18 protein-coding genes are annotated in these 21,959 nt (G+C 57.8%); 5 read left to right on the top strand and 13 right to left on the bottom strand.

Annotated elements, in window-relative coordinates; translation table 11 throughout:
- Positions 1–135 precede the first annotated feature (135 nt).
- From BN423_RS04020 to BN423_RS04030, 3 genes are read right to left on the bottom strand one after another with little or no spacing between them, the layout of a single operon-like run.
- Positions 136–1,392: an electron transfer flavoprotein subunit alpha gene (locus tag BN423_RS04020; protein WP_019238980.1), complete on the bottom strand. Its 1,257-nt coding sequence runs from the start codon at positions 1,390–1,392 to the stop codon at positions 136–138.
- Complete coding sequence (locus tag BN423_RS04025; RefSeq protein WP_019238981.1) at positions 1,389–2,234, bottom strand: electron transfer flavoprotein subunit beta/FixA family protein; 846 nt, start codon at positions 2,232–2,234, stop codon at positions 1,389–1,391. Before BN423_RS04025 ends, BN423_RS04020 begins: the two co-directional genes overlap by 4 nt.
- Positions 2,231–3,889, bottom strand: coding sequence for an FAD-binding oxidoreductase (locus BN423_RS04030; RefSeq protein ID WP_019238982.1), 1,659 nt, complete (start codon positions 3,887–3,889; stop codon positions 2,231–2,233). Before BN423_RS04030 ends, BN423_RS04025 begins: the two co-directional genes overlap by 4 nt.
- Before the next feature lie 160 nt (positions 3,890–4,049).
- Here BN423_RS04030 and BN423_RS04035 point away from each other — a divergent pair, with 160 nt between their 5' ends.
- From BN423_RS04035 to BN423_RS04050, 4 genes are all read left to right on the top strand, one after another.
- A complete protein-coding gene (locus tag BN423_RS04035) occupies positions 4,050–4,772 on the top strand; it encodes a DUF554 domain-containing protein (protein ID WP_026088999.1) in 723 nt (240 codons plus the stop codon).
- 195 nt (positions 4,773–4,967) lie between these two features.
- Complete coding sequence (locus BN423_RS04040) at positions 4,968–6,851, top strand: TerB N-terminal domain-containing protein (RefSeq protein ID WP_019238984.1); 1,884 nt, start codon at positions 4,968–4,970, stop codon at positions 6,849–6,851.
- Positions 6,848–8,341, top strand: a complete 1,494-nt coding sequence (locus BN423_RS04045; protein WP_187367792.1) for an ATP-binding protein — start codon at positions 6,848–6,850, stop codon at positions 8,339–8,341. The genes BN423_RS04040 and BN423_RS04045 overlap by 4 nt, the downstream gene beginning before the upstream one ends.
- A 175-nt stretch (positions 8,342–8,516) precedes the next feature.
- The gene (locus BN423_RS04050; protein ID WP_019238986.1) at positions 8,517–10,904 is read left to right on the top strand and encodes a DEAD/DEAH box helicase; all 2,388 of its coding nucleotides are present in this window, start codon (positions 8,517–8,519) and stop codon (positions 10,902–10,904) included.
- 34 nt (positions 10,905–10,938) lie between these two features.
- Here BN423_RS04050 and BN423_RS04055 read toward each other — a convergent pair whose 3' ends face one another.
- The 8 genes from BN423_RS04055 to BN423_RS04090 form a co-directional block, all read right to left on the bottom strand.
- Positions 10,939–11,433: a type II toxin-antitoxin system VapC family toxin gene (locus BN423_RS04055; protein WP_019238987.1), complete on the bottom strand. Its 495-nt coding sequence runs from the start codon at positions 11,431–11,433 to the stop codon at positions 10,939–10,941.
- Positions 11,430–11,930 carry a type II toxin-antitoxin system RelB/DinJ family antitoxin gene (locus BN423_RS04060; RefSeq protein WP_232385493.1) on the bottom strand — a complete coding sequence of 167 codons (501 nt, stop codon included), beginning with the start codon at positions 11,928–11,930 and terminating at the stop codon, positions 11,430–11,432. The genes BN423_RS04055 and BN423_RS04060 overlap by 4 nt, the downstream gene beginning before the upstream one ends.
- A 98-nt stretch (positions 11,931–12,028) precedes the next feature.
- The gene (locus BN423_RS04065) at positions 12,029–12,334 is read right to left on the bottom strand and encodes a type II toxin-antitoxin system RelE/ParE family toxin (RefSeq protein WP_019238989.1); all 306 of its coding nucleotides are present in this window, start codon (positions 12,332–12,334) and stop codon (positions 12,029–12,031) included.
- Positions 12,324–12,593 (bottom strand): type II toxin-antitoxin system Phd/YefM family antitoxin, encoded by a 270-nt coding sequence (locus tag BN423_RS04070; RefSeq protein ID WP_019238990.1) that lies wholly within the window; start codon positions 12,591–12,593, stop codon positions 12,324–12,326. Before BN423_RS04070 ends, BN423_RS04065 begins: the two co-directional genes overlap by 11 nt.
- Before the next feature lie 109 nt (positions 12,594–12,702).
- On the bottom strand, positions 12,703–13,011 hold the full coding sequence (locus tag BN423_RS04075) for a type II toxin-antitoxin system RelE/ParE family toxin (protein WP_019238991.1): 309 nt from the start codon (positions 13,009–13,011) through the stop codon (positions 12,703–12,705).
- Complete coding sequence (locus BN423_RS04080) at positions 12,998–13,264, bottom strand: type II toxin-antitoxin system Phd/YefM family antitoxin (protein ID WP_019238992.1); 267 nt, start codon at positions 13,262–13,264, stop codon at positions 12,998–13,000. The genes BN423_RS04075 and BN423_RS04080 overlap by 14 nt, the downstream gene beginning before the upstream one ends.
- A gap of 90 nt (positions 13,265–13,354) precedes the next feature.
- A complete protein-coding gene (locus tag BN423_RS04085; RefSeq protein ID WP_019238993.1) occupies positions 13,355–13,786 on the bottom strand; it encodes a type II toxin-antitoxin system VapC family toxin in 432 nt (143 codons plus the stop codon).
- Positions 13,779–14,069, bottom strand: a complete 291-nt coding sequence (locus BN423_RS04090) for a type II toxin-antitoxin system RelB/DinJ family antitoxin (RefSeq protein WP_019238994.1) — start codon at positions 14,067–14,069, stop codon at positions 13,779–13,781. The genes BN423_RS04085 and BN423_RS04090 overlap by 8 nt, the downstream gene beginning before the upstream one ends.
- 669 nt (positions 14,070–14,738) lie before the next feature.
- Between BN423_RS04090 and BN423_RS11660 the strand changes: the two genes are divergently transcribed.
- Entirely contained in the window at positions 14,739–17,324 is a 2,586-nt protein-coding gene (locus BN423_RS11660) for a DUF6273 domain-containing protein (protein ID WP_187367793.1), read from the top strand.
- 1,124 nt (positions 17,325–18,448) lie between these two features.
- On the opposite strand, the gene BN423_RS04115 is transcribed toward BN423_RS11660, so the two are convergent.
- Together BN423_RS04115 and BN423_RS11545 are read right to left on the bottom strand one after the other, a co-directional pair.
- The gene (locus BN423_RS04115; RefSeq protein WP_019239000.1) at positions 18,449–20,818 is read right to left on the bottom strand and encodes a hypothetical protein; all 2,370 of its coding nucleotides are present in this window, start codon (positions 20,816–20,818) and stop codon (positions 18,449–18,451) included.
- 58 nt (positions 20,819–20,876) lie between these two features.
- Positions 20,877–21,158, bottom strand: a complete 282-nt coding sequence (locus tag BN423_RS11545; RefSeq protein ID WP_154820275.1) for a hypothetical protein — start codon at positions 21,156–21,158, stop codon at positions 20,877–20,879.
- Positions 21,159–21,959 lie beyond the last annotated feature (801 nt).

A 21,959-nucleotide genomic window follows, 5' to 3' on the forward strand; every position in this document is an offset into this window, starting at 1 on the left:
ATTGGCTGGTGCCAACGACCAGCCAATGGGGACGGGGGTTGTGCCAACGACCAGCCAATGGGGACGGGGGTTGTTGGCTGGTGCCAACGGCCTGTCATTGAGCCAGCCAAAATCCCCCGTCCCTATTGGCTGGTGTTAGCGCGAGTCGAGCTGGCGGACGAGTTCTTCGGCAAACGCGATGCAATCGCCCACGACGGCATACCGCGCCGCACCGAAGATGGGTGCCGAAGAATCCTCGTTGACGGCGATGACGGTCTGCGCGCCGCCCATGCCCGCGAGATGCTGGATCGCACCGGAAACGCCCAGACTCAAGAGGAGCTCCGGGGCAACGGAAGCACCAGTCTGCCCCACCTGGTGTGCATAGTCGAGCCATCCCGCCTCGACGAGCGGGCGCGTGCACCCCAGATCCGCGTCGAGCAACTCCGCCAGGCGCTTCATAAGCGGAAGATGCTTCTTGGACCCGATACCGCGCCCCACCACGACGAGCCGCTTCGCCTGAGCGATGGTTCCCGCTGCGACCGGCTCCAGGTCGAGCCTGCGCACGCGTGGATGCACCGTCGCATCGAACGCGATATCGGTGATGATCCCGGGTGCAACATCGCCGGCGCGCTGTGCGCAGGCGTCCACCGCGACCGGAAACACCCCTGGGCGCACCGTCGCCATCTGCGGGCGATGCACGGGACACTCGATCGTCGCCATGAGATTTCCGCCAAACGCTGGACGCGTCTGACGAAGCAGCCCGGTTTCGGCGTCGATCGAAAGCTCCGTGCAGTCTGCCGTGAGTCCCGTCTGCAGCAGCACGGCGACCCGCGGCGCCAACTCGCGCCCGAGCGCCGTCGCCCCGAAGAGCACGGTTTCGGGATGACGCTCACGGGCGAGCTCGGCGATCAGGGCGGCGAGTACCGCCGTGTCCGCGCTGGGGAACCTCCCGTCGCGGCAACGGAGCACCTCGTCCGCGCCGGCGGCGATGAGCTGCGACGCCTGGCTTTCGGCCGCCACGCCCTCCGCAAGCACCGCCACCACCCGGCGTTCTGCCAAAAGGGACAGACCCGCCAAAGGGGACTGTCCCTTTTGGCTGGAGGCGAGCTCTCGCGCCTTGGCGATGAGCTCGAACGTGACGGGCAGCACCGCGCCCGCGGCATCGAGCTGCCCCACGACCCAGATATCTCGGCATGCCGACGCATCGGCACCCGCACCGTCACCGGCGGCCACGTGCCCGCGGTCGATGGAAAGCGCCTGCACCGGGCACGCCTCGACGCATGATCCGCACAGCGTGCACGCATCCGTGGGGCGCGCGAGGCGTCCTTCGACCACGATTCCACCGAAGGCGCACGCTCGGACGCAGCGCTTGCAGCCCACACAGCGCTCGGCATCTACCACAAGACCGCTCATCGCGCGCCACCTCCCCAAAGTTCCGCAACGCGCGCCGCCTGCTCGGCGAGCGTGCCGGCAAGCGTCTCGCACGCACCCGAACGCTCGGGCACGAATGAGCGCACGACCTGCGTGGGCGATCCGGCGAGCCCCGTGCGAGCCGTGTCCGCGCCCACATCTGCCGCGCCGCGCACCTCGACCACCGCGGCGCGCGCGGCAAGCACGCCTGCGATGCTCGGCATGCGCGGCTGCACGATATCCTTCGCCACGGTGATGACCGCCGGAAGCGGCACCTCAACCGTCTCGATGCCTTCGTCAACGCCATGGCGCACGCGCATCCACTCAGGTGAGTATTTCCGTCCCGGACTCAGGCCCTCGCTTGCGAACGAGCGCACGTCGGTCACACAGGGTACATCGAGAAGGCCGGCGAGCTCGGGGCCAATCTGCGCGGTGTCGCCATCGACCGCCATCTTTCCGCAGATGATGAGCCATAAATCGGGCGCATCCCCGCCGCCGATGCCCAGCTCGCGCAGGCCGCGCGACAGCGCATAGCTCGTCGCAAGCGTATCCGCGCCGGCGAAGGCGCGGTCGGAGAGCAGGAGTGCGTCGTCGGCACCGCGGGCGATGCAGTCGCGCAGCAAGGCCTCCGTTGCCGGGATGCCCATGGAAAGCGCGCTCACGCGGCAGGTCGAACCCTCGGTTGCCAGCGCCTCCTTGATGCGAAGCGCCACCTCGAGCGCCGCGGCGTCGAAGGGATTCACCACCGCGGCGCCGCCATCGCGCACGATCGTATGGGTAACGGGATCCATGCGCACCCCGGTCGAACCGGGCACCGCCTTCACGCATACCACGATATGCATCATGCCCGCACCTCCCCGGCCGCGCACGTCAAACCATCCGCGCAACGCCTGTCCCTTTTGGCGCGCCATTGGGGACTGTCCCCAATGGCGGGAAGCAGCTGCTCGGGTATGAGGTTTCCGCGCCCCAGCTGCGCCGCCGGATCGAACGCGAGCTTCAGGCGCGCCATCTGCGCAATGGCCTCCTCACCATACATGATCTCGAGGAAATCGCGCTTGATCTTGCCCACGCCGTGCTCGGCGGAGACGGCGCCACCCATCGCGGTGACCTCGTGCGCCCAGCGGCGGAACAGCTCTTTACCCTGCGCGAATTCCCCGCTCGTGCGCGGCAAAATGTTCACGTGCAAATGGTTGTCGCCGATATGCCCCCATGCCGCGGCTTCGAGCCCTGCCTCGGCGAGCGTCGAGCGGTAGAGCGCCATGACGTCCGCCAGGCGATCGTTCGGCACGGACATGTCGCTGCCGAGCTTCGTGATCGCGGGCTCCGTGCGGCGACGCTCGTCGATGAGCATGTTCACGCTTTCCGGCACCGCATGGCGGAAGAATCGCAGCGTCTCGCTGTCGATGGCCGTGCGCGCCACCCACGACGCGCCCGCGTCGCCGCCCGCCTCTTCGACGAGCCTGCCCAAGCGCTCCACATCCTCCATGGCCTCTTCCTCGCTCGCCGCCTGAAGCTCAACGAACAGGCAGCAGCCGAACGATTCGGGCAGCTCCGGCAGCGCGGCGAAGGCGGAGCCCGTTGCGCGAGCACGGCGGAGCACGTCGAGCGCGGCAGGGTCGAAGTACTCGAGTGCCGCGGCATGGCGCATGCGCTCGCGCGCCGCGATGGTGGCGGCCACCGCCTGAGATTCCTCGGCGAAAAAGCAGCTCACGCCCCAGGTCACGTCGGGCGCCGGTAGCAGGGCGAGCTCGAGCTCCGTGATGATGCCGAGTGTGCCGTCCGAACCGATCACCAAGTCCACGGCATCCATGTCGTCCGCGACAAAGTAGCCCGAGGCGTTCTTGGCGTGGGGCATCTCGTAGCGGGGCAGCGCGACGTCGATGCGCCGACCTCCCTCTGTGGTAATCGAGAGCCGCCGACCGTGAGCGCAGCACGCGCCGCGCCGCAATGCAAGCACGTCGCCATCGGCGAGCACGAGGCGCAGCGCCGTCACGTGCTCCCGCATGGCGCCGTACCGGTAGCTGCGCGCGCCCGATGCGTTGCAGGCCGCCATGCCGCCGAGCGTCGCCGAGGTTTCCGTTGGGTCGGTGGGGAACATCTGCTCGGGCGCTTCGGCAAGCGCCGCGAGGTAGGCAAGCGACGCAGCATCCCAACCGTCTGCAGGAATCGCCTTTGCAGCCAGGTATTTCCGCAGCTCGGAAAGGACGAGGCCAGGTTGCACGCGCACAAAGAAGCGACCGCGCTCATCCTGGCGCAAACCTAAACACCGATTCATGCGCGAAAGGTTAAGCACGTGCCCGCCCTGCGGCACCGCGCCCGCCGCGAGACCGGTGCGCGCACCCTGCACCGTGATGGGCACCGCACCCGCATACAACTCGCGAACGACCGCGCGCACGTCCTCTTCCGTACGCGGGAACGAGATCGTCTCTGCATGCCCGCGGTTTCGCGATTCATCGTGAAGGAAATCGTCGAACTCGACGGACCATGGCTGGATGTGCATATCCCCTCCCCTTCACGTTGCGAACGGAGCGCGCGGCGACGAGGCTAGCACCCCGGCATCGCTAGAGTAAAATTGAAGCACATCCGCACCACAGCGCCGGCTGTGCCGCACGCGCGACGCGGTCTGGAAACAATCGAACGTACCGGGAGGCACACCGCCCATGATAGGAATGGGAACCGTCATCAATGTCGTCTTGCTGCTGGCAGGCGGTATCATCGGGCTCGCCGGCGGGCGCTTCTTCATCCCGCGGCTGCAGGACACGCTCATGAAGGCGGCCGGGGTGAGCGTGCTTTTCGTGGGGCTTTCCGGCGCGCTTGCCGGCATGCTTACCGCCGCGCCGGACGGCAGCATCGCGAGCACTGGCTCCATGATGGTCTTCGCGTCGCTCGCCTTCGGGTCGCTCATCGGCGAGGCGATCGACCTCGACAGCAAGTTCGAGCAGTTCGGCGAATGGCTCAAGCGGAAGACCGGCAGCGATGGCGACAACGAGTTCGTCAACGCCTTCGTGACCGCATCGCTTACCGTGTGCATCGGCGCCATGGCGATCGTGGGCTCCATCCAAGACGGCCTTACCGGCGACTGGTCGACGCTCACCATGAAGGGCGCGCTCGACGCGCTCATCGTGCTCGTCATGACGGCGTCCATGGGCAAGGGCTGCCTGTTCTCGGCCATCCCCGTCGCGATCTTCCAGGGCAGCATCACGTTCTTGGCGCAGTTCATCCACCCCATCATGACCGAGACCGCACTTGCGAACCTCTCGCTCGTGGGCTCGATCCTCATCTTCTGCGTGGGTGTAAACCTTATTTGGGAGAAGCTCTTCAAACCGGCGAACATGCTTCCCGCCGTGGTGATCGCCGCAGCAATCGCATTCCTGCCGCTATAGCCGCGCGGACACGGGAGCCCGCGCCCTTCGGCCAGCCATTGGGGACGGGGGTTATTGGCTGGCCCGCCATTGGCTGACCCGCCAATAACCCCCGTCCCCAATGGCTGGTGGCAATAATTGTTCGAACATACGTTTGCTTTTATAGTAGAATGGAAAGCTGAACAACGCTCGCAGGATGATGGGAGGGAGGTGCGCATGGAACCCGCAGGAAGGTCGACGGAAGAGAAGCTTCGCGCCATCCAGGAGCTCATCAGCAACATCACCTCGAGCGACCGCATGCGCACGAGCTCCCATTTCTCGAGTACCGTCTACCGCGATGAGCCCATCCTCACCACCGGTCGCAAGATGGCGAGCTACCTGCCAGAACGGTACCGCGAAATGAGGGCAATCTCGCGCTGGGAGGAGGGTGAGCCGCACGGCCGCTGGCTCAGCGAGGCCGAGCTCTTTTACCGCCAGGGTATGTTCATGGCCGATTTCGAAGACGATTGCCCCTACACCGGTGAGTTCAAGAGTTACTATCCCACGTACAACGCATTGAGCGACCGCCAGCTGCGCGGGTATTTCACCTGGCGCACGCAGGTTAGGCACGGTGATATCCAAAAGACGTCGCTTTCATTCGTGTACCTGTACATCTACGAGCTCATCTGCGGCATCGGCGTCGCGAACGCGCGCGAGGGATTCGCGCAGCTCAAAGAGGTCTGGCAGGCGTATCGTGAGTTCTCGCCGGAGCTCGACCGCTTCATGGCTCCCTGGCTCCGCGACTATGTGGTCTACCATGGGCTTGATCCCGCGCTTCTGGATAACGATCCTGCCGTCGTCTTCGATCGCGCGCTCTTGCGGCTTGTCCAGGCGAGCGCGCCGTTCGACCCCGCTGTCTTAAACAGCATCGATGTCATCGTGGCGCGGGAAGAAGATGCCGATAGCTCCGGTTCGCAGCAAAAACCCGAGGGCGCACTCGCGCTGCCGCCCGACGAAGCGCGCGAACAGGAGCTGCTTGAAGCCATCGATGCGCTCTCCACCTATCGCGTGCGGCTCGCGAGATCGTACAAAGATTACCCCGACGACCTCCGGCATGTTGTATGCGCGGTCTACGTGCGACTTTTGGGATATTACCGAAAGCACCGGGTAGAGGGGCTCATCGAGAGCATGTTCGGCGAGCAGGCGCGGATGCCCTATACGATGTTCGGGAGCGGCGTGTTTTTCGAAGCAGTGCCGCATGAGGACGCGGACTACGCGCTCGACCCCATCCACTGGTATCGGTGTCGAAACGGTCGATGGGAATGCATCCGCACCTACGGCGCACGCGAGAAGAGCGCCCGGCTCGGTTCCGTGCTGCGTGCCTGCGACCGCAAACTGCGCGACGCGCTCTCCTACCCGCATCCCATCAAGGAGAAGAAGCTGCCGAAGTACCTGGATGCGATGATCGACAAGGAAATCGCGACGTGGCTTGCATGGAAGGAGAAGCACGCGCCTCGGCACATCGATATCGACCTCTCGCAGCTCGCGGGAATTCGGAGCACGGCGGCAGAGATTCGGGAGGCGCTGCTGACAGATGAGGAGCGAGAAGGTGCCCCGGTCAAATGCAGCCGAGAAGAATCGGCCGAGGGGTTCGGCACCATCGTCCCGTGCTCAAACAGTCCTCGTCAATTCGCCTTCGGCGAATTTCCTGCGGAACTGCGCCGGGACGATGGTGCCGAACCCCCGGAAAACGATATTCTGCTCGCCTCCACATGCCCGTCCGCACGGAAGGATATAGTTGTCCCGGAGGGTGACGCTGCCGAAGCCGCTTGCGACCTGGGAGGGTCGAGAGACGGTCACGTACAAGCGGGCGTGGATGCCCTTCATACGGGTGGTGTCGATGGGTCGTCACTGCTCTCTGAGGGTGAACGGGAGTACCTGCTGGGGCTGCTTGCAGGAGATGCTGAGGTGCCGTCGGGGGTCTCGGAGGATATGCTCGTCGACGGAATCAACGAAAAGCTGTTCGACGTGGTGGGCGATACGGTCATTGAGTTTGGCGCCGACGGGGCGCAGGTTATCGAGGATTACGAGGACGAGGTTCGAGGGGTGCTGGGAATATGAGTGAACGTATCGGTAGTGCGGCGGCGGGCGCTGGCACCGCACCACGCGTACCCAAGCGCGTGGCTGCCGTAATCTTGAACTCGCTCAAGGGCGGCGTGGTGCCGCGCATCGGCCTGCCCTACATTACCGTGGGGCGCGAGACCGAGATTCGCGCGCTTCTCACGGACCTCTCGCTCATCGCGGACGGCGGTGCAAGCTTCCGTTTCCTGGTGGGACGCTACGGCAGCGGCAAGAGCTTCCTGTTGCAGACGATCCGCACGCACGCCATGGGCGAAGGCTTCGTCGTGGCCGATGCCGACCTCTCCCCCGAACGGCGCCTGCAGGGCGGCCAGGGTCAGGGGCTCGCAACGTACCGCGAGCTCATCCGCAACCTTTCCACCAAGACGCGGCCAGAAGGCGGAGCGCTCGGCCTCATCCTCGACCGCTGGGTCGCCAGCACGAACCAACCAATGGGGACGGGGGTTATTGGCTGGCGCGACTCATTTGAGACAGGTTTCGATGAGTCATCCGCTGAAGCGACGAGCGCGAAACCGACCGGCTCGAATCCCGCCGGCTCGTCCGCAGAGCAAGTTCTCCGCAGCCAGCTCGCACCCCTCGAGGAACTGGTGCACGGATTCGACTTCACCCGCATGCTGCGCATCTACCGCGACGCCAGCATTGAGAGCGACGACGAGCGCAAATCCTGCGCGCTCAAGTGGTTCCGCGGCGAATACCGCACTAAGACGGAAGCGAAAGCGGAGCTCGGCACTTCGACCATCATCGGCGACGACGACTGGTACGACTACGTGAAGCTCTTCGCGGCGTTCCTCACGGGTGCGGGCTATAAGGGGCTGCTCGTGCTCATCGACGAGCTCGTGAACCTGTTCAAGATTCCCAACGCCATCACGCGCCAGTACAACTACGAGAAGATTCTCACCATGTACAACGACACGCTGCAGGGCAAGGCGCGGCACTTAGGGATCATCATGGGCGGCACGCCGCAATCTATCGAAGACCGGCGGCGCGGCGTGTTCAGCTACGAGGCGCTCCGCAGCCGCCTCACGCAGGGGCGCTTCGCCACGGAGGGCATGCGCGACATGCTCGCGCCCATCATCCACCTGCATCCCCTCACCTACGAGGAGCTCTTGGTGCTCATCGAGAAGCTGCAGCAGATCCACGCAGGGTACTTCGGCTATGAGCCGCGGCTTTCCACCGAGCACTTGGTGGAATTCCTCAAAATCGAATTCGGCCGCGTGGGGGCGGACACGCACCTCACGCCGCGCGAGGTCATCCGCGACTTTATCGAGCTGTTGGATATCGCGTACCAGAATCCGAATGCGCCGGTGGAAGGGCTGCTGGGCAGCGTAGACGGCACGGCTGACGGAGGCGGCGCTGCGGGCGATGGCGGCACAAGCGTGCGCGGCGCTACCGACGCGACGACGGCCAGCGCCTCCGCGAGCAGCGGCACCGGCGAACGCTCTCCCACCGAATTCGCCGAGTTCACCATTTAGCGTGTGGGACTCTGAGACCTGGTGTCAGAATCCCACGCGACAACGTCGACGTTTTTCGCCATTTTTCTCCTCGCGAACGGTAAAACTGTCGGAAAATGTCGACGTCGTTTGCCACGACGGAACGTGGGACTCTGAGACCTGGTGATAAAGTCCCACTCAGGGAAGGAGGGCGGCCATGGGCATCTTCGAACGCTACGCACCATTCGTGCAAGATTTCATCTACGACCACGCATGGGAGAACCTGCGCGGCATCCAAGTCGCCGCCGGCGAAGCGATCTTCAACACCGATGAAAACGTGCTGCTCACCGCCTCGACCGCCTCGGGCAAGACAGAGGCTGCGTTCTTCCCCATCCTCACAGACCTATGGGAGAACCCGCCCTCAAGCGTGGGCGCGCTCTATGTGGCGCCGCTCAAAGCTCTCATCAACGACCAATTCATGCGCCTGAACGACCTCTGCGAAGAGGCAGATATCCCCGTGTGGCACTGGCACGGCGACGTTTCGTCCTCGCATAAGCAGAAGCTGCTGAAACATCCGAGCGGCATCCTGCAGATCACGCCGGAATCACTCGAGGCGCTGCTCATGCATCGACACATGGCGGTGCCGCGCCTCTTCCACGACCTGCGCTTCGTGGTGATCGACGAGGTGCATTCGCTGTTGCGCGGCGACCGCGGCGGGCAGACGCTCTGCCTCATCGAGCGCCTCTCGCGCATGGCGGGCGTGAACCCGCGGCGCATCGGCCTTTCCGCGACCATCGGCGACCCGGAACGCACGGGCGCCTTCCTTTCGAGCGGCACCGGACGCGGCTGCATCATCCCGCGCTTCGAAGAGCCCGGGCGCACGTGGCGGCTCTCGATGGAACACTTCTACCTAACGGGCCCGCAGGCTGTCGAGCGCGCGGCAACCGAAATGCCCAAGCGTGCAGACGGCGCGGTGGAAGCCGACGTCCTGTCGGTAGAGCGGGTCGAGGACACAGATGAGACTTTAGCACCTGGTGCCAAAGTCTCATTGCCGGAGGCAGGTGGGACTCTAACACCTGATGCTGAAGTCCCACCCGCCGACACCGGCCTCGCACCGCGCGTCACCGATACCGCACCGGAAAACGCCGACCCCGGCATAGGCTACATCTTCGAGCGCACGCGCGGCCACAAATGCCTCGTCTTCGTGAACTCGCGCGAGGAGGCCGAGGCCGTATGCACGATGCTCCGCAGCTACTGCGAGGCGACGCACGAGCCCGACCGCTTCCTCATCCACCACGGCAACCTCTCTTCGAGCCTGCGCGAGAATGCCGAAGACATCATGCGCGACGACGAGCGGCTCGACACCACCGTCACCACCGCCACGCTCGAGCTGGGCATCGACATCGGCCGGCTCGAACGCGCCTTCCAGATCGACGCGCCGTTCACCGTGTCGAGCTTCCTGCAGCGCATGGGCCGCACCGGGCGCCGCGGCGCGCCGCCGGAGATGCACTTCGTCCTACGCGAAGAGCAGCCGGAACCCCGCACCACCATGCCGGAAACCATCCCATGGAAGCTCCTGCAGGGCATCGCCCTCGTGCAGCTCACGCGCGAGGAGCATTGGGTGGAGCCGCCGCGCCTCGACCGCCTGCCTTACAGCCTGCTCTACCACCAGACCATGGCGACGCTCGCCTCGTGCGGGGAGCTCTCTCCTGCGGAGCTCGCGCAGCGCGTGCTCACGCTCTCCTACTTCCACCGCGTCTCCGCCGACGACTTCCGCGTGCTCCTGCGCCACCTGCTCGAGACGGAACAGATCCAATCCACCGAGGGCGGCGGCCTCATCGTGGGGCTCGCGGGCGAACGCATCACGAATTCGTTCAAGTTCTACGCCGTGTTCCAAGAGAACGAGGAGTTCACCGTGCGCTGCGAGAGCGCGGAGCTCGGCACCATCGTGAACCCGCCGCCTCCGGGAGAGCGCATCGCCATCGCCGGGCACTGCTGGCTTGTGGAGGAAGTGGACTGGAAGCGCCACCTTGTGTACTGCACGCAGGTGAAAGGTCGCGTGCCGGCGTACTTCGGCGACTGCGCGGGCGACATCGACACGCACGTGCTCGAGCGCATGCGCCGCGTGCTGTCGGAGCACGAGGTATACCCGTACCTGCTCGACAACGCACGAGCGCGCCTGCGTCAGGCACGGTGGACGGCCGAGCAGAGCGGCGCGGCGAAGCGCCCCCTCATCAATCTGGGCGGCGACACCTGGGTGCTCTTCCCCTGGCTGGGAAGCTATGCGTTCTTGGCGCTCGAGCGGCTGCTGAAGATCAAGTGCGCGGGCGAGATTGGGCTGCGCGGCCTCGACCCGTCGCGGCCATACTTCATCCAATTCCGTATGCGCGCAGACGAGGACACGTTCTGGAGCGTGCTCGAGGCGGAAGCGGAGAAGGACTTCGACCCCCTCGACCTCGTCTACCCCGGCGAGGTGCCCTACTTCGACAAGTACGACGAGCTGCTGCCCGCAGAGCTCGTGCGCAAAGGCTTCGCCGAAGGCGTGCTCGATATCGAAGGCATGCGCGCCCGCGTGCGTGAGTGGTGCGCCGCCCGTCGCGGTTGATTGGGGACGGGTTCGTTCCAACCCATCTCCTCGGCTACAGAGACGACAGCGTTATGTACGTGAGCGCATCCGCCGCATCCATGGCATTCACGGGGCTGTGCCGCAGGAACCGCTCGTCATTCGTGACGAGTACATCGGCATGGCAACGCGATGCCGCGGCCGCAACGAGCGCATCTTCGAAATCATGCATCTGGCTTCGAAATTTCCCCGCAAGCCATACGTCTGAGACATCTACCGCAACCGACGTGGCGATCTCTTGCATGTTCTGGACACACGCCCAGGCGTATGCTTCCGCCGAGCGTGCATCCTCCTCGCTCAGCACGCCATTCACCGTCCTACTTTGACGCTTCAATGCGCTAGAGAGCGCATAGTACACGTCCTTAAGGCTGCTCACAGCGAATGCCAACGTCACGCCCCGTTCGAATGCAGTGTCGAGCAAGACATGGGCGCGCATATGCTGTTTGCGATCACCGTCAAAAGCATCGATCCAGATATTCGTATCGATAAGGAGCGTGGGTCCACTTTTCATAGCAGGTAGCCCTTCTCCCTAAAATGCTCGTCCCTGAGTAGGTCGGTGTACTCTCGATCGGATAATTCGTTACACTCTGGGTCTTGTTCCGCTATGTTCATCGTGGTTCGGACATCTTGCCACAGGGAAAGGCATCTATGATACGCGGCCGCCTTGCGTTGGCGTTCGGCAAGTTCGTCTGCAGAGGGTTCGGCGGAATCTGGGTCAAGGGTGGTGCGCAATTTCTCCGGTTCGTCCTGATAGCGCACGGCAAGCGACCACAGCATGCGCACCGCCTGTGTAGGCGTAAGTCCAGCGGCGGCGAGTGCAGCATCGCCCGAAGCTTTCAAATTGGCATCGATACGCGCGTTCACCTGGGATTGCGCGGGCTTTTGCTCAGGTTTTGCCGAAAGACCCGGCCGAGTCCGCACCCCACGCGTCGCGCGTGCAGGCCGGGAATCATCCTCCGCAGCTTTCTTACGAACCGGCGCCCCTACCACAGCATTCGCCCGAGTCATAGCTACCTCCTCGAAATAGCCCACCTTGATGGTAACGCGCTGCGGAACGCCTGTAAAGCATGTAAAGCATGTCAAATTACCCCAGGGGTTTTTCGACATCATACGTATCGCGCATAATCCTGAAGCGAGTGGAAGATATGCGCGACCACAATCTTGTCGTCGCGATGAGCGTACAGAACGATGTAGCGCATCACCGGCATCGCCCGATAGCCCCGTGCAGCCACCTCGCTCATACGGCTGAGCGGGCACATCTCTGGCTGCCCGCAAACTAAGGCGATGTTCTTCTCAAACTCGTCAACGAATCGTGCGGCAGCCAAAGGGCTTGCCAACTCGACAGAGAGATAGCGAACGATGTTTTCGAAATCCATCTGCGCCCGAGGAAGCAGAACGTAACTACAGGCCATACTGTTCCCTCATGGCAGCGATGAACGTGGCACCGTCTACATACTCGCCCTGCTCATATGCTTTGTCGGCATCAGCCAGCACCCGCACGAGGCGCGCTTTTGCAACCTCCTCGCGCATCATGTCGTAGTCCTCGCTGCGCATGACCACGAACTCGCTGTAGCCGTTCTTGGTAACCGTGATAGGTTCGGGGGATTCCTTAACGAGCTTGGCGAATGCCGCCGTGTCCTTCATGTCTCTGACCGGAACGCAAACCGCCATGATCGCCGCCTTTCGCTGCTGCAGTGCGTGGCCTTATTGTACCACGGAAAGATAATGCCGAAATGCGCTCACGCCCGCCGCGCGTCGAAAACGCCCTACCTTCAAACTTTTACTTCATGCGCCACGTGTAATCCCGATGCGTATGGAACACGCGGCATACCGTGGGGACATCATCGATAATTCGATACACGCAGAGATACGAACCACATATGAGCTTCCGGTATCCCATCTTCTGCAAGACCGGATCATGATGAAGTGAGCCCAGGTACGGCATGGAGCCCAGCAGCTCTATCGTGCCGAGAATGGCGTCCGTAGTCTCCTCAGCCGTACGAACGCTCGCGTTTTGCACCAGATAATCGGCGATGCTGGATATATCCTCCCAAGCTGCTTGGAGAATTCGAGGTTCACGCCCGGGCATAGCGCTCCTTCAGCATGGATCGCGCCTCGTCGACGCTGTAGGTCGCGTCACCTGCAAGCCTCCGAGCTTCCGCTTCCAAAACGGCAGCGCGCTGCTCCAGATCTCGCCGATACCCGTCAAATGCCTCGATGCTCATAACGACCAAATCGCCGTCACCGTTTTTAGTGATGTAGACAGGCTCGCCCGTCTCGTGAGCGAGTGCGGAGATCGAATTATAGTCACTCCGAAGCGCTGTGGAAGATTTAATCATCATAATAGAATCCTTTCAGAATTAAGAAGTGATTCTAAAAGGATTCTATCATAGGAATCGATTGGCCGTTTCATCCTATCGAGCCAGGGATAGCTATTCGGCGAATATTTCGAGATACTCCGCACAGGTCACCGCCCGCACGCGCGACCGTTTGAATGCACGGGCATCGCGCGTGAGGATGAAATCGACGTCGTTGAGCTCGGCGGCAGCGCGCACAAGCCCGTCCTCAAAATCCGGCTCCCCCGCATGGAGCGACAGCTCGCATTCCTCCGCGCCCACGGGCGCAATGACGAGCAGATCCATCAGCAGGCCGATGGCCTCGCGCGCGGCGGCTTCTCTTCCACCGCGGCCGAGCACGTAGTACACGTCCTTGAGCGAACCCGAGGTAACGAGGCCCATGTCGCCACCGCCGTTGCAGCGACGCAGAACCTCCCAAGCCTCCTGAGACTGCGGCCTGCCCTCGACGAGCGCGTCGAGCAGAACGTTCGTATCGAAGAGCAGCCTCCGGTCGTTGAAGTTACGCATAGCGGCTCGCAATCATGTCCCTCATCTGGTCGTCATCGAGACTTACAAGATCTTCGCAAGCACCGAATGACGCGCGAAGCTCACCAAGCCGCTCCAAGGGATCGTGCGCGGCGTCAGGCCACCCGGCACCATCGCCCGCGTCGGGAATCTCGCCTGTCTGCGCGATGCGCTCCCACACCATACGGATCACGTCGCCCGCCGAGAGCCCCGCTGCACGGATGAACGCCTCCGCACGTGCCTTGACCTGTTCATCAACCCTGCCAGATACCACCGCCGTAGCCATATGTGCCTCCTTGTATACGTGTATACAGTATATGGAATGCACCGGATGTCCTACGATGGAATCAACAAAAAAGTTTTCGACATCTCAAACTTTGAAGAAGTCGAGATCTTGTCGAACATGACAATCCAGAACGATTTTATTTATCGATGCTTCAAGGAAGACAAGTGGACATGATAGTCCGAGCCGATAGCCTCCAAAACCTGGATGTACGCGATCATCACCACCACGCTTCCCAGGGGTTGTTGTTTCGAAGTGAGTCAACCGCGCACTTCGGTCGCCAGAAAGGAACTTTGCCTACCGCACCTAAGCGCACACGCACTCCAAGCGCCTCGCCTCCTTAAAGCGGCAGGTAAGCCGTTCACTTCCCTCGAGCTGCCTCAGCGGCCACTGCAGCCTCAAAGCAGCCGTAGTTTGACCGCCCCATACCAAGCGTACGCTGTTATCCTAAGTAGTAATTGCCCGGAATGCTCACGACCGTGCGGAATGTGCGGAAACCAAGCGAGAGCTCGCGGATTGCCAGCGCCTCGCAAAGGAATTCTTAGTGGGAAATAACCTCGTCTCGGGGATAGCACGGAGCAGCCCCCCAGCAGAACAGTATGGTAGAAATAGCCATGACATCCTTGGTAAAATACTCACATTGTTATTCATGTTCCTCGCGGAGGCGATTTCATGATCATCTTCGGCTTCGGTTATGACAAGGACGGCTTTGACAAGCACGGATTCGACCGCGAAGGATATGACCGATTAGGATTCAACACCGGCGGCTGGAATCGCGAGGGCTACGGTCGCGATGGATACGACCATGACGGATACGACCGCGATGGATACGACCGCGATGGATACGACCGCGATGGATACGATAAGAACGGCTACGACTTAGAGGGGTTTGACGGGCATGGCTATAATCTTGATGGCTATGACCGAAACGGCTTTGGCAGAGATGGTTATAACGCCAAAGGCTACAACAGGCGCGGCTACAACCGCGAAGGCTATGACATTGAAGGCTTTGACAGTGATGGCTTCAATAAAAGGGGCTTTGACAGGGACGGTTACGATGTCGCAGGGTTAGATGCTCAAGGCTACGGCCGCGATGGCTACAACCTTGCAGGCTATGATCGTGACGGATTTGATCACTATGGCTATAACTGTAATGGATTCGATCGGAACGGCTTCGATTCTGAAGGCTTTGATGAGGATGGTTACGACAGGAGCGGTTTCGATGCGGAGGGCTACACAAAATCGGGGTTTGATTGCTTTGGCTATGACCGCGATGGATTTGACTATTACGGTTATAACGCAGCCGGTTTCGATAGGAACGGTTATGACAGAAAGGGCTTTGATAGCGAGGGCTTCGACAGAAATGGATATGATAATCGGGGCTTCGACCGCGCCGGCTATGACAAAGATGGCCTAGATGAAGAAGGCTACGACAGACACGGTTTCGACAAGCGCGGTTTTGACAAGTTCGGTTACGACAAAGAGGGCTTTAACGCTCGGGGCTTCGATGTCCATGGCATGCATCGCAATGGGACACAATTTGATCAAGATGGCTACGACTCTAATGGACTCAACGAAATTGGATTGGATGTAGATGGATTTAACGGCAACGGCCTGAATCCGTCGGAAATCGAATCCAAAGGTCACCTTGACTATGAAGTGATCGAAGAAGAGATCAACCCTATCGTCCGCAGAGCATATCTAATGTGCGAGGATGGTGATTTTTCGAAAGCAGATGAGTTAGTTGAAAAGGCGCTAAATAGCAACCCCGAGGACGGTAACGCCTATCTAGCCGCACTGATGATCGAAAAGCGTGTAACGAATGAAGACCAGCTCGCATGCGTAGGCGCATTTGATTTCAAAGACTTAACAGAAAGCGCGAACTATTCAAAGGCGATTAGGTTCGGCTCGCGAAAGCTTAAAGCAAGACTAGGCGCATATGCCCAAAGAAACAAAGAGCTTATCAATGATTGGCTTTTGCTTGATAAAGATGAGCTCAGAGGACGCCTTCTCATCATGTCTCGTTACGCAGTGAGCTTTGATTACGGTATTCCACACGATCGAGAGGAGAGCCTCGAAACTGATAATGTCGCTTCTATACCAGGCAATTACATCACGTGGGAAGACAGTGCTGTCAGAAAATGGCTGAATAGCACATACCTGAATAGCCTCCCCCGTTTTATCAAAGACCGAATCATGGAATCTGAAGTATATACAGCTGGCACGGAGCGTAACTGGAGTCACTATCCGAAAAGTTGGCAAATTCCCGCTTGCACAACTTGGGACAAGATCTTCTCTCTAAGCGTTGATGAGGTGCAGAGGTATTACTGGAACAAGCGCGACAGAATAGCACACTATAAAGGCAGAGAATATGCCGCGGTTTGGGGACTAAGATCTCCCGGCTTTTTCAAAGTGGCTGGATACCATGCCTATGAACTCGGATGGGACAGTATGACCGACGGCGGAGCTATTGTTTGTTACGGCAATTTCTCTGTAGGCGACGGCATGTGGGGCAGCGCTTTTGGAACGGCGGCGGGGGGCTATGAAGTTGATCGCTACATGGAGGGCACTCGTATTGGCCATCGTCCCGCCATGTGGATTGATGACAAAGTTGCGCCATCAGATGCCAGGGTTAAGAATTGGTTTTCTGATTTCACTATTGCGTATCCAGAAGATATACGTACCGGCGCAACGAGAAACATTGCTTTCGGAGGTTATCTCTGGCGGGTTTTAGAGGTTGTGGGAGACGCAGCCCTACTCATAACCGAAAACATTGTACGCAGCGCCAGCTATACCGAAAAGTCAATTGAAGGAGTGGAAAGGAGCCCCTCGATTGATTGGAAGAGCTCGCCGGTGCGTAGGTGGCTGAACGGCGAGTTCGTCAAGGAAATGGACGAAAACGCGGTCCAACGTATACTTTCGAAGAAGAATATTACACATGACAGCGCTTTTATTAAGAAAGCCCCTGCCTACGACGACTCTTTCCCACTTCGACATAGTGAGTATGAGCCTCAGGTGACACTAGACAAGGTTTTTTGTCTCGACCCCTTCGAGGCGGCAAAGTATTTCTCAGATGATGCCGACAGGATTAGTATGCACACTGGTGATACAACGGCATGGCATTTGCGCTCATATAGCAAAGAGATTGAGTACTACGCCTATGGGGTGAGCGGACAAGGAAGTGTTGGCTTGGGCGTATCAGGCACCGCTGTTGCCAATTTGGGCATCAGGCCAGCTGTATGGATAAGGCTTCCTTAGCTGGTCTATATACTATTATGACAACAGATTCACGCGGGCAGCTCGCAAACCCATCACCACACTTTACTTTAACGGGCTTTCTAGGCGGACTTTCTAGGCGGTATGAAAATGAGGGCTATTCTTTTGGCAGACCGCCCCGTCAGTATCCCAATCGCGCCGAAACGCATCAACCTTAGAAACACGGAAACTCAGTATCCACGATGGTCTTGCAGATTTTCGCACGTCGGACGAATAAACTTACCTAGTAGCGGCCTAATGAGTCACACGCTTCTATTATAGGGAACGGCTATTTGATGAAAGAGTTTGGTAATCTCGAAATCCGAACACGCATAGCACTTTACAGCATAATCGAACAAGCAAATGAAATAGAATTTGAATTGAACGACATACTGGCATGGTCACATTTCAATGACAATATTTCAGCTCTAAACGAGCTAAATTATCTTTCCCATATCGAGAAGCAGCTACAGAAATGTTCGCTCGCCTGCAAATGTAAGCAAGTGGCCTATATCGTAGCAACGCATCAAAAATATACTGAAGCAGAACACGAATGCCTGGTTCAACTCCTTGACGAGTGGAGACGAGTGAGAAATTGCATAGCCCATGGAATCCTAGTAATCAACAGCTCCCAGATTCCCGTTTTTTATCACAACGGAACCTGTTACAAAATAGACAGTCTTGAAAAGGCGTTTTACCGCATAAATGGGATACTGATAAAAATCTTATCTGCTGACGCAGCTGAACTGAAGACACCTTATTCGAATAGATACCCTTCATCGTCGCCTAATAATGACCCCGATCACCCAAGGGACTGGGCTTCTCTAAAGCGATGAACAAACACAATGCCAACGTCCCAGCAACGGCAAGTGAGAAACATCCTTAGCCTTATCAGAATCTCAAGATAGAGTGTTATCTTTATTCGCGCTTTGACAAAGAAACAAAGTCGAAACGAAGGAGGAGGGGGACACAACCCAACCTGCCATGATTGGAATTATCAAGACAATGAAGTGACGAAGATGGGGACGCTTCGTTTCACGGGCAATCCCTCTGGACGAGCTCGCGCGCAAGATTGTTTACCACTCTTGGATGCAGAAGCGATGCGAGGCTGGTCGCTTGTCAGATCCCTATTGGTACTTCTCCTTTATTTCCAGCAATCTCATTCCACAAGATCTCACTTGTTCCTCTAGCAATCTCTCGCATTTTTCGGCGTGCGACTTCCGTTCATCAAGCAGGTCGCTCTCTCGATGTAGGGACTCCAACAATTCTTTCTTCTCGACGGGGATTGCAGCGATGCACTTGTCTCGCCTTTCCATCTTGAGTTGTAATTCACTCTCTAGCGCCCGTCTCTTCTTAATCTCAAACAGGCCTAATTTCTCTAGTTCCAAGCGGATAAGCTTTATTTCTTGACAGACTGCTTCGAGTTCCTTCTGAGAGGGAACTATCGCCAGCGCCCCCTCTTCAAGATCGAGCTGCTTCCCTACATTGCAAGCAAGCTCTCTCTGTACATTCGTCAACTCTCTGCGCACGTTGTTCAGTTCCTCTTGCTTGCCTGACATCTGCTTAAGCACAGTTTCAACTTCTTGAACGTCCGAGCCGATTTCTTCCGCCGCTTTTAGAGTCGCAATAGCTGGGTTATTTAAAATCTGCCGAACTATTTCGTATTGCCCTGCAACCAGCGATTTTGTCGCAGTCAACAATAGAGATGCCTGCTTTGCCTTCTTATCAGAATGCCGATAGCCAGATATTTTTTTATACCGCAATTCCGCATCTCTGTATTCTCCAGAAGCCATCAAGAGATTCGCCTCTTCGTAAGAGGCCGCCAGTCCTCTTTCATAAGCTTCTTGGCATTCCTTCTTTCGTTGACGAGAATCCCGATACCATGCTCCATCCTCCCCCTTTAGAACAGAAAAAGCAGCTGCAGCAGCTTGATAATCTCCTTGGGACTGGAGAGCCAATGCCTCGGAATAAGCTTTTTCTTGTATCGCCAAATTCTGCGCATTCCTCATCAGCCGTGGCGCATCTTCATAGTTGCCCAGGTCACAGAATAGACGAGCGGCTTTTTCAAATTGGCCGTTCTCGAAGTAGCTTTTTCCTCTATCGTATACGTGTTTGAGCCGCTGCTCCTCTTCTCGTTCTCTCCATGTCTCATCTTCAGCCTTTTCGAACTCAGCTCGAGCTAGCTGCTCCTTAGAATCTGAATAGTCAATAATCTGGGAATATAACTCAATGGCTTTGTCGTATTCTCCTTGCTTTCTTAGTTCGGACGCCGTCTTATATTGCTGTTCGTTGAATGCCTCGCGCGCAGCGAGAGCCTTATTTGGTGCATCACGCCATTCGCCTAGGCTGAGAAAAATGTTTTCCGCATCTAAGTATCTTGATTCCTGGAGATCACTTTCCGCCTCTGAATAAAGAGCGTCGTTTTGCTTAATGCTGCGCAAATTGACGGTCTTCTCGAGCATCCTAAGTGAGTCTGAATAATCACCCAACTCTTCGAACAATTCTGCAGCTTTATCGAACTCCTCTTCGGACAGAAGGCTTACTGCCCGTTGATATAATTTCGCTTTAGCTGCTTCGTCTCGGGCTGCTAGAGCTTTATCCGACATAACCTTCGAGTTTTTAAATGTCCCAAGAGCATCGAACGCTTTTGCAGCTTCGTCATATCTCTCTTCACGCAACAGCCTCAGCGCATACTCATAATCTCGAGCGTTTCTAGCGTCTCGTACAATTTGCGTTTTCTCCTCTTCTGAGGAATGCAGAAATACTGCACCTAAATACGACTCATCATGCTCGAAGTACTCCGACGCATACAGGAGTCCCGTGTATGCATCAGTATTAGAAAAAGTGGCATGAAAAACACTTCCGAAAAAGATGATTAACTCTTGATCGCCCCCAAGAAGAGGCAGCATATAGAGCCCCTTAAGTACTTTGTTTCCGCTCGTCACCATCTGTTGTCGGATTGTATTGTTGAGATTTTCCATGAATGCCGGGTATCGTTCATCATCAGCCACAAGGGCGTCAATATGCTCGACCGATGCGCTAATGAAATCTTCTTTGATTTGATCAAATAGCTCATCGTCATTCAAATACTTGATTTTTATACCAAGACCGCCAGTTGCTGTTCTCCCGTTACCAATAGCCTCTTGGATCTCTTTAAGCTCTTCCGCGTGTTTCACTATGCTATAAAGCCTGCTAACTCGACCAACTGACGAGTAAAGCTTATCTAGTTGTTTGTATTTTTCTAGCTCCTCTTCTTTCTTCTGGAGCTTTATTTGGTATTGCATTCTCTTGTCTTCAACGGCATCGCGAATCATACAAAGGAGTATCACGAGCCTTCGTTGCTGTAGGACCATCGGAATGAATCCGGGATCAATTGCAGCAATCACGCGTTTTACAACGTCAGCCTTGTTCTCTTTGTTTTCTAAGGAATAGTAGAAGTCTGAGAAGCTGATTTCGCGAAGTTGCTCTAGAGACGCGATTGTAGAAATATCTTTCATTGCCTTCCCCTTAACTGGGAATTGGATTCGATGTAGATATTATATTGATTGGTTGAGCCTAACCACTCTTTGATTGGTTGAGCCTAACCGCTCTTTGATTGGTTGAGCCTAACCGCTCTTCCTGTTCTTTCGATATCGAAATTCGGATTCTCCTTGCTCCAATATCGGTATCATTCTTTTCTTGCGTGGCAATGTCACCATCGCTTGCATCTCCGGAATAGATCGGATTTCTCGCACCAAGCGTAATACTGCTGGCGATAGAATATAGCGCCAACTTGTTCTGCGATTGCTGCTCGCCTTCAACGAATGCGACGATAAGAACGTTTATATCGAATAGCAACCTCCGATCGTTGAAGTTACGGCATCGGACAGATCAGGATTATGTTCTCCATCTGGTCATCATCGAGGCTGCCAAGATAATCGTAAACACCAAAGGATGCCCATAGTTCACTGAACCATTCTGGGGAATTGCACGAGATGTCGAGTTGCTCAGTAGCATCGACCGCTTCGGCATCTCTCCTGTCGCACGATACGCTCCCACACCACGCGAATCGCACCGTCCGACGAGGACGGCCACATTAAGCGTCTAGGCACGCATCTTGACCTGCTCATCCACCCTTCCGGAAACCACTGCTACAACCATGGCGGTCTTCGAATGAATGTCCTTATGTATTGATGCGCAACTCATTCTCGCCAGTCGATGATTGGCGAATCGACAGAAAGATTCCCACCACAATTGTGATAACCGAAGTTTTCCTTCGATCATCCAACAGGGAATGGAAGGACTTGCTCAAGCGCCTAGGTTCATCTACCTCATGACACAGATGACTTACAACGTTATTGTCGCCGTAGACCGTACCATGCTGCCCCGCAGCAGACCTTCCTCACCAGCTAGGCAAAATGATTCCGCACGTTCGCTCAGAACCTTTGCGGATTGAAGGACTAAGTTAGGGAACAACCAGTTTCACAACCGGAAAGCCCGTAACCACCCCCGGTGCTGACACCATATGGATTCCGTTAAGTGCAGAAGTCAAGAACGAGGGGCACCTTATGATGAAGAGCGGGCGACCAGCATGCATTCTGACACCTTCATGATCTTGCATTCGTGAACTGTCATTTGCCCTTTCGGAATGACGCATAT

The sequence above is a fragment of the Enorma timonensis genome, from assembly GCF_000321165.1.
Classification (GTDB): Bacteria; Actinomycetota; Coriobacteriia; order Coriobacteriales; family Coriobacteriaceae; genus Enorma.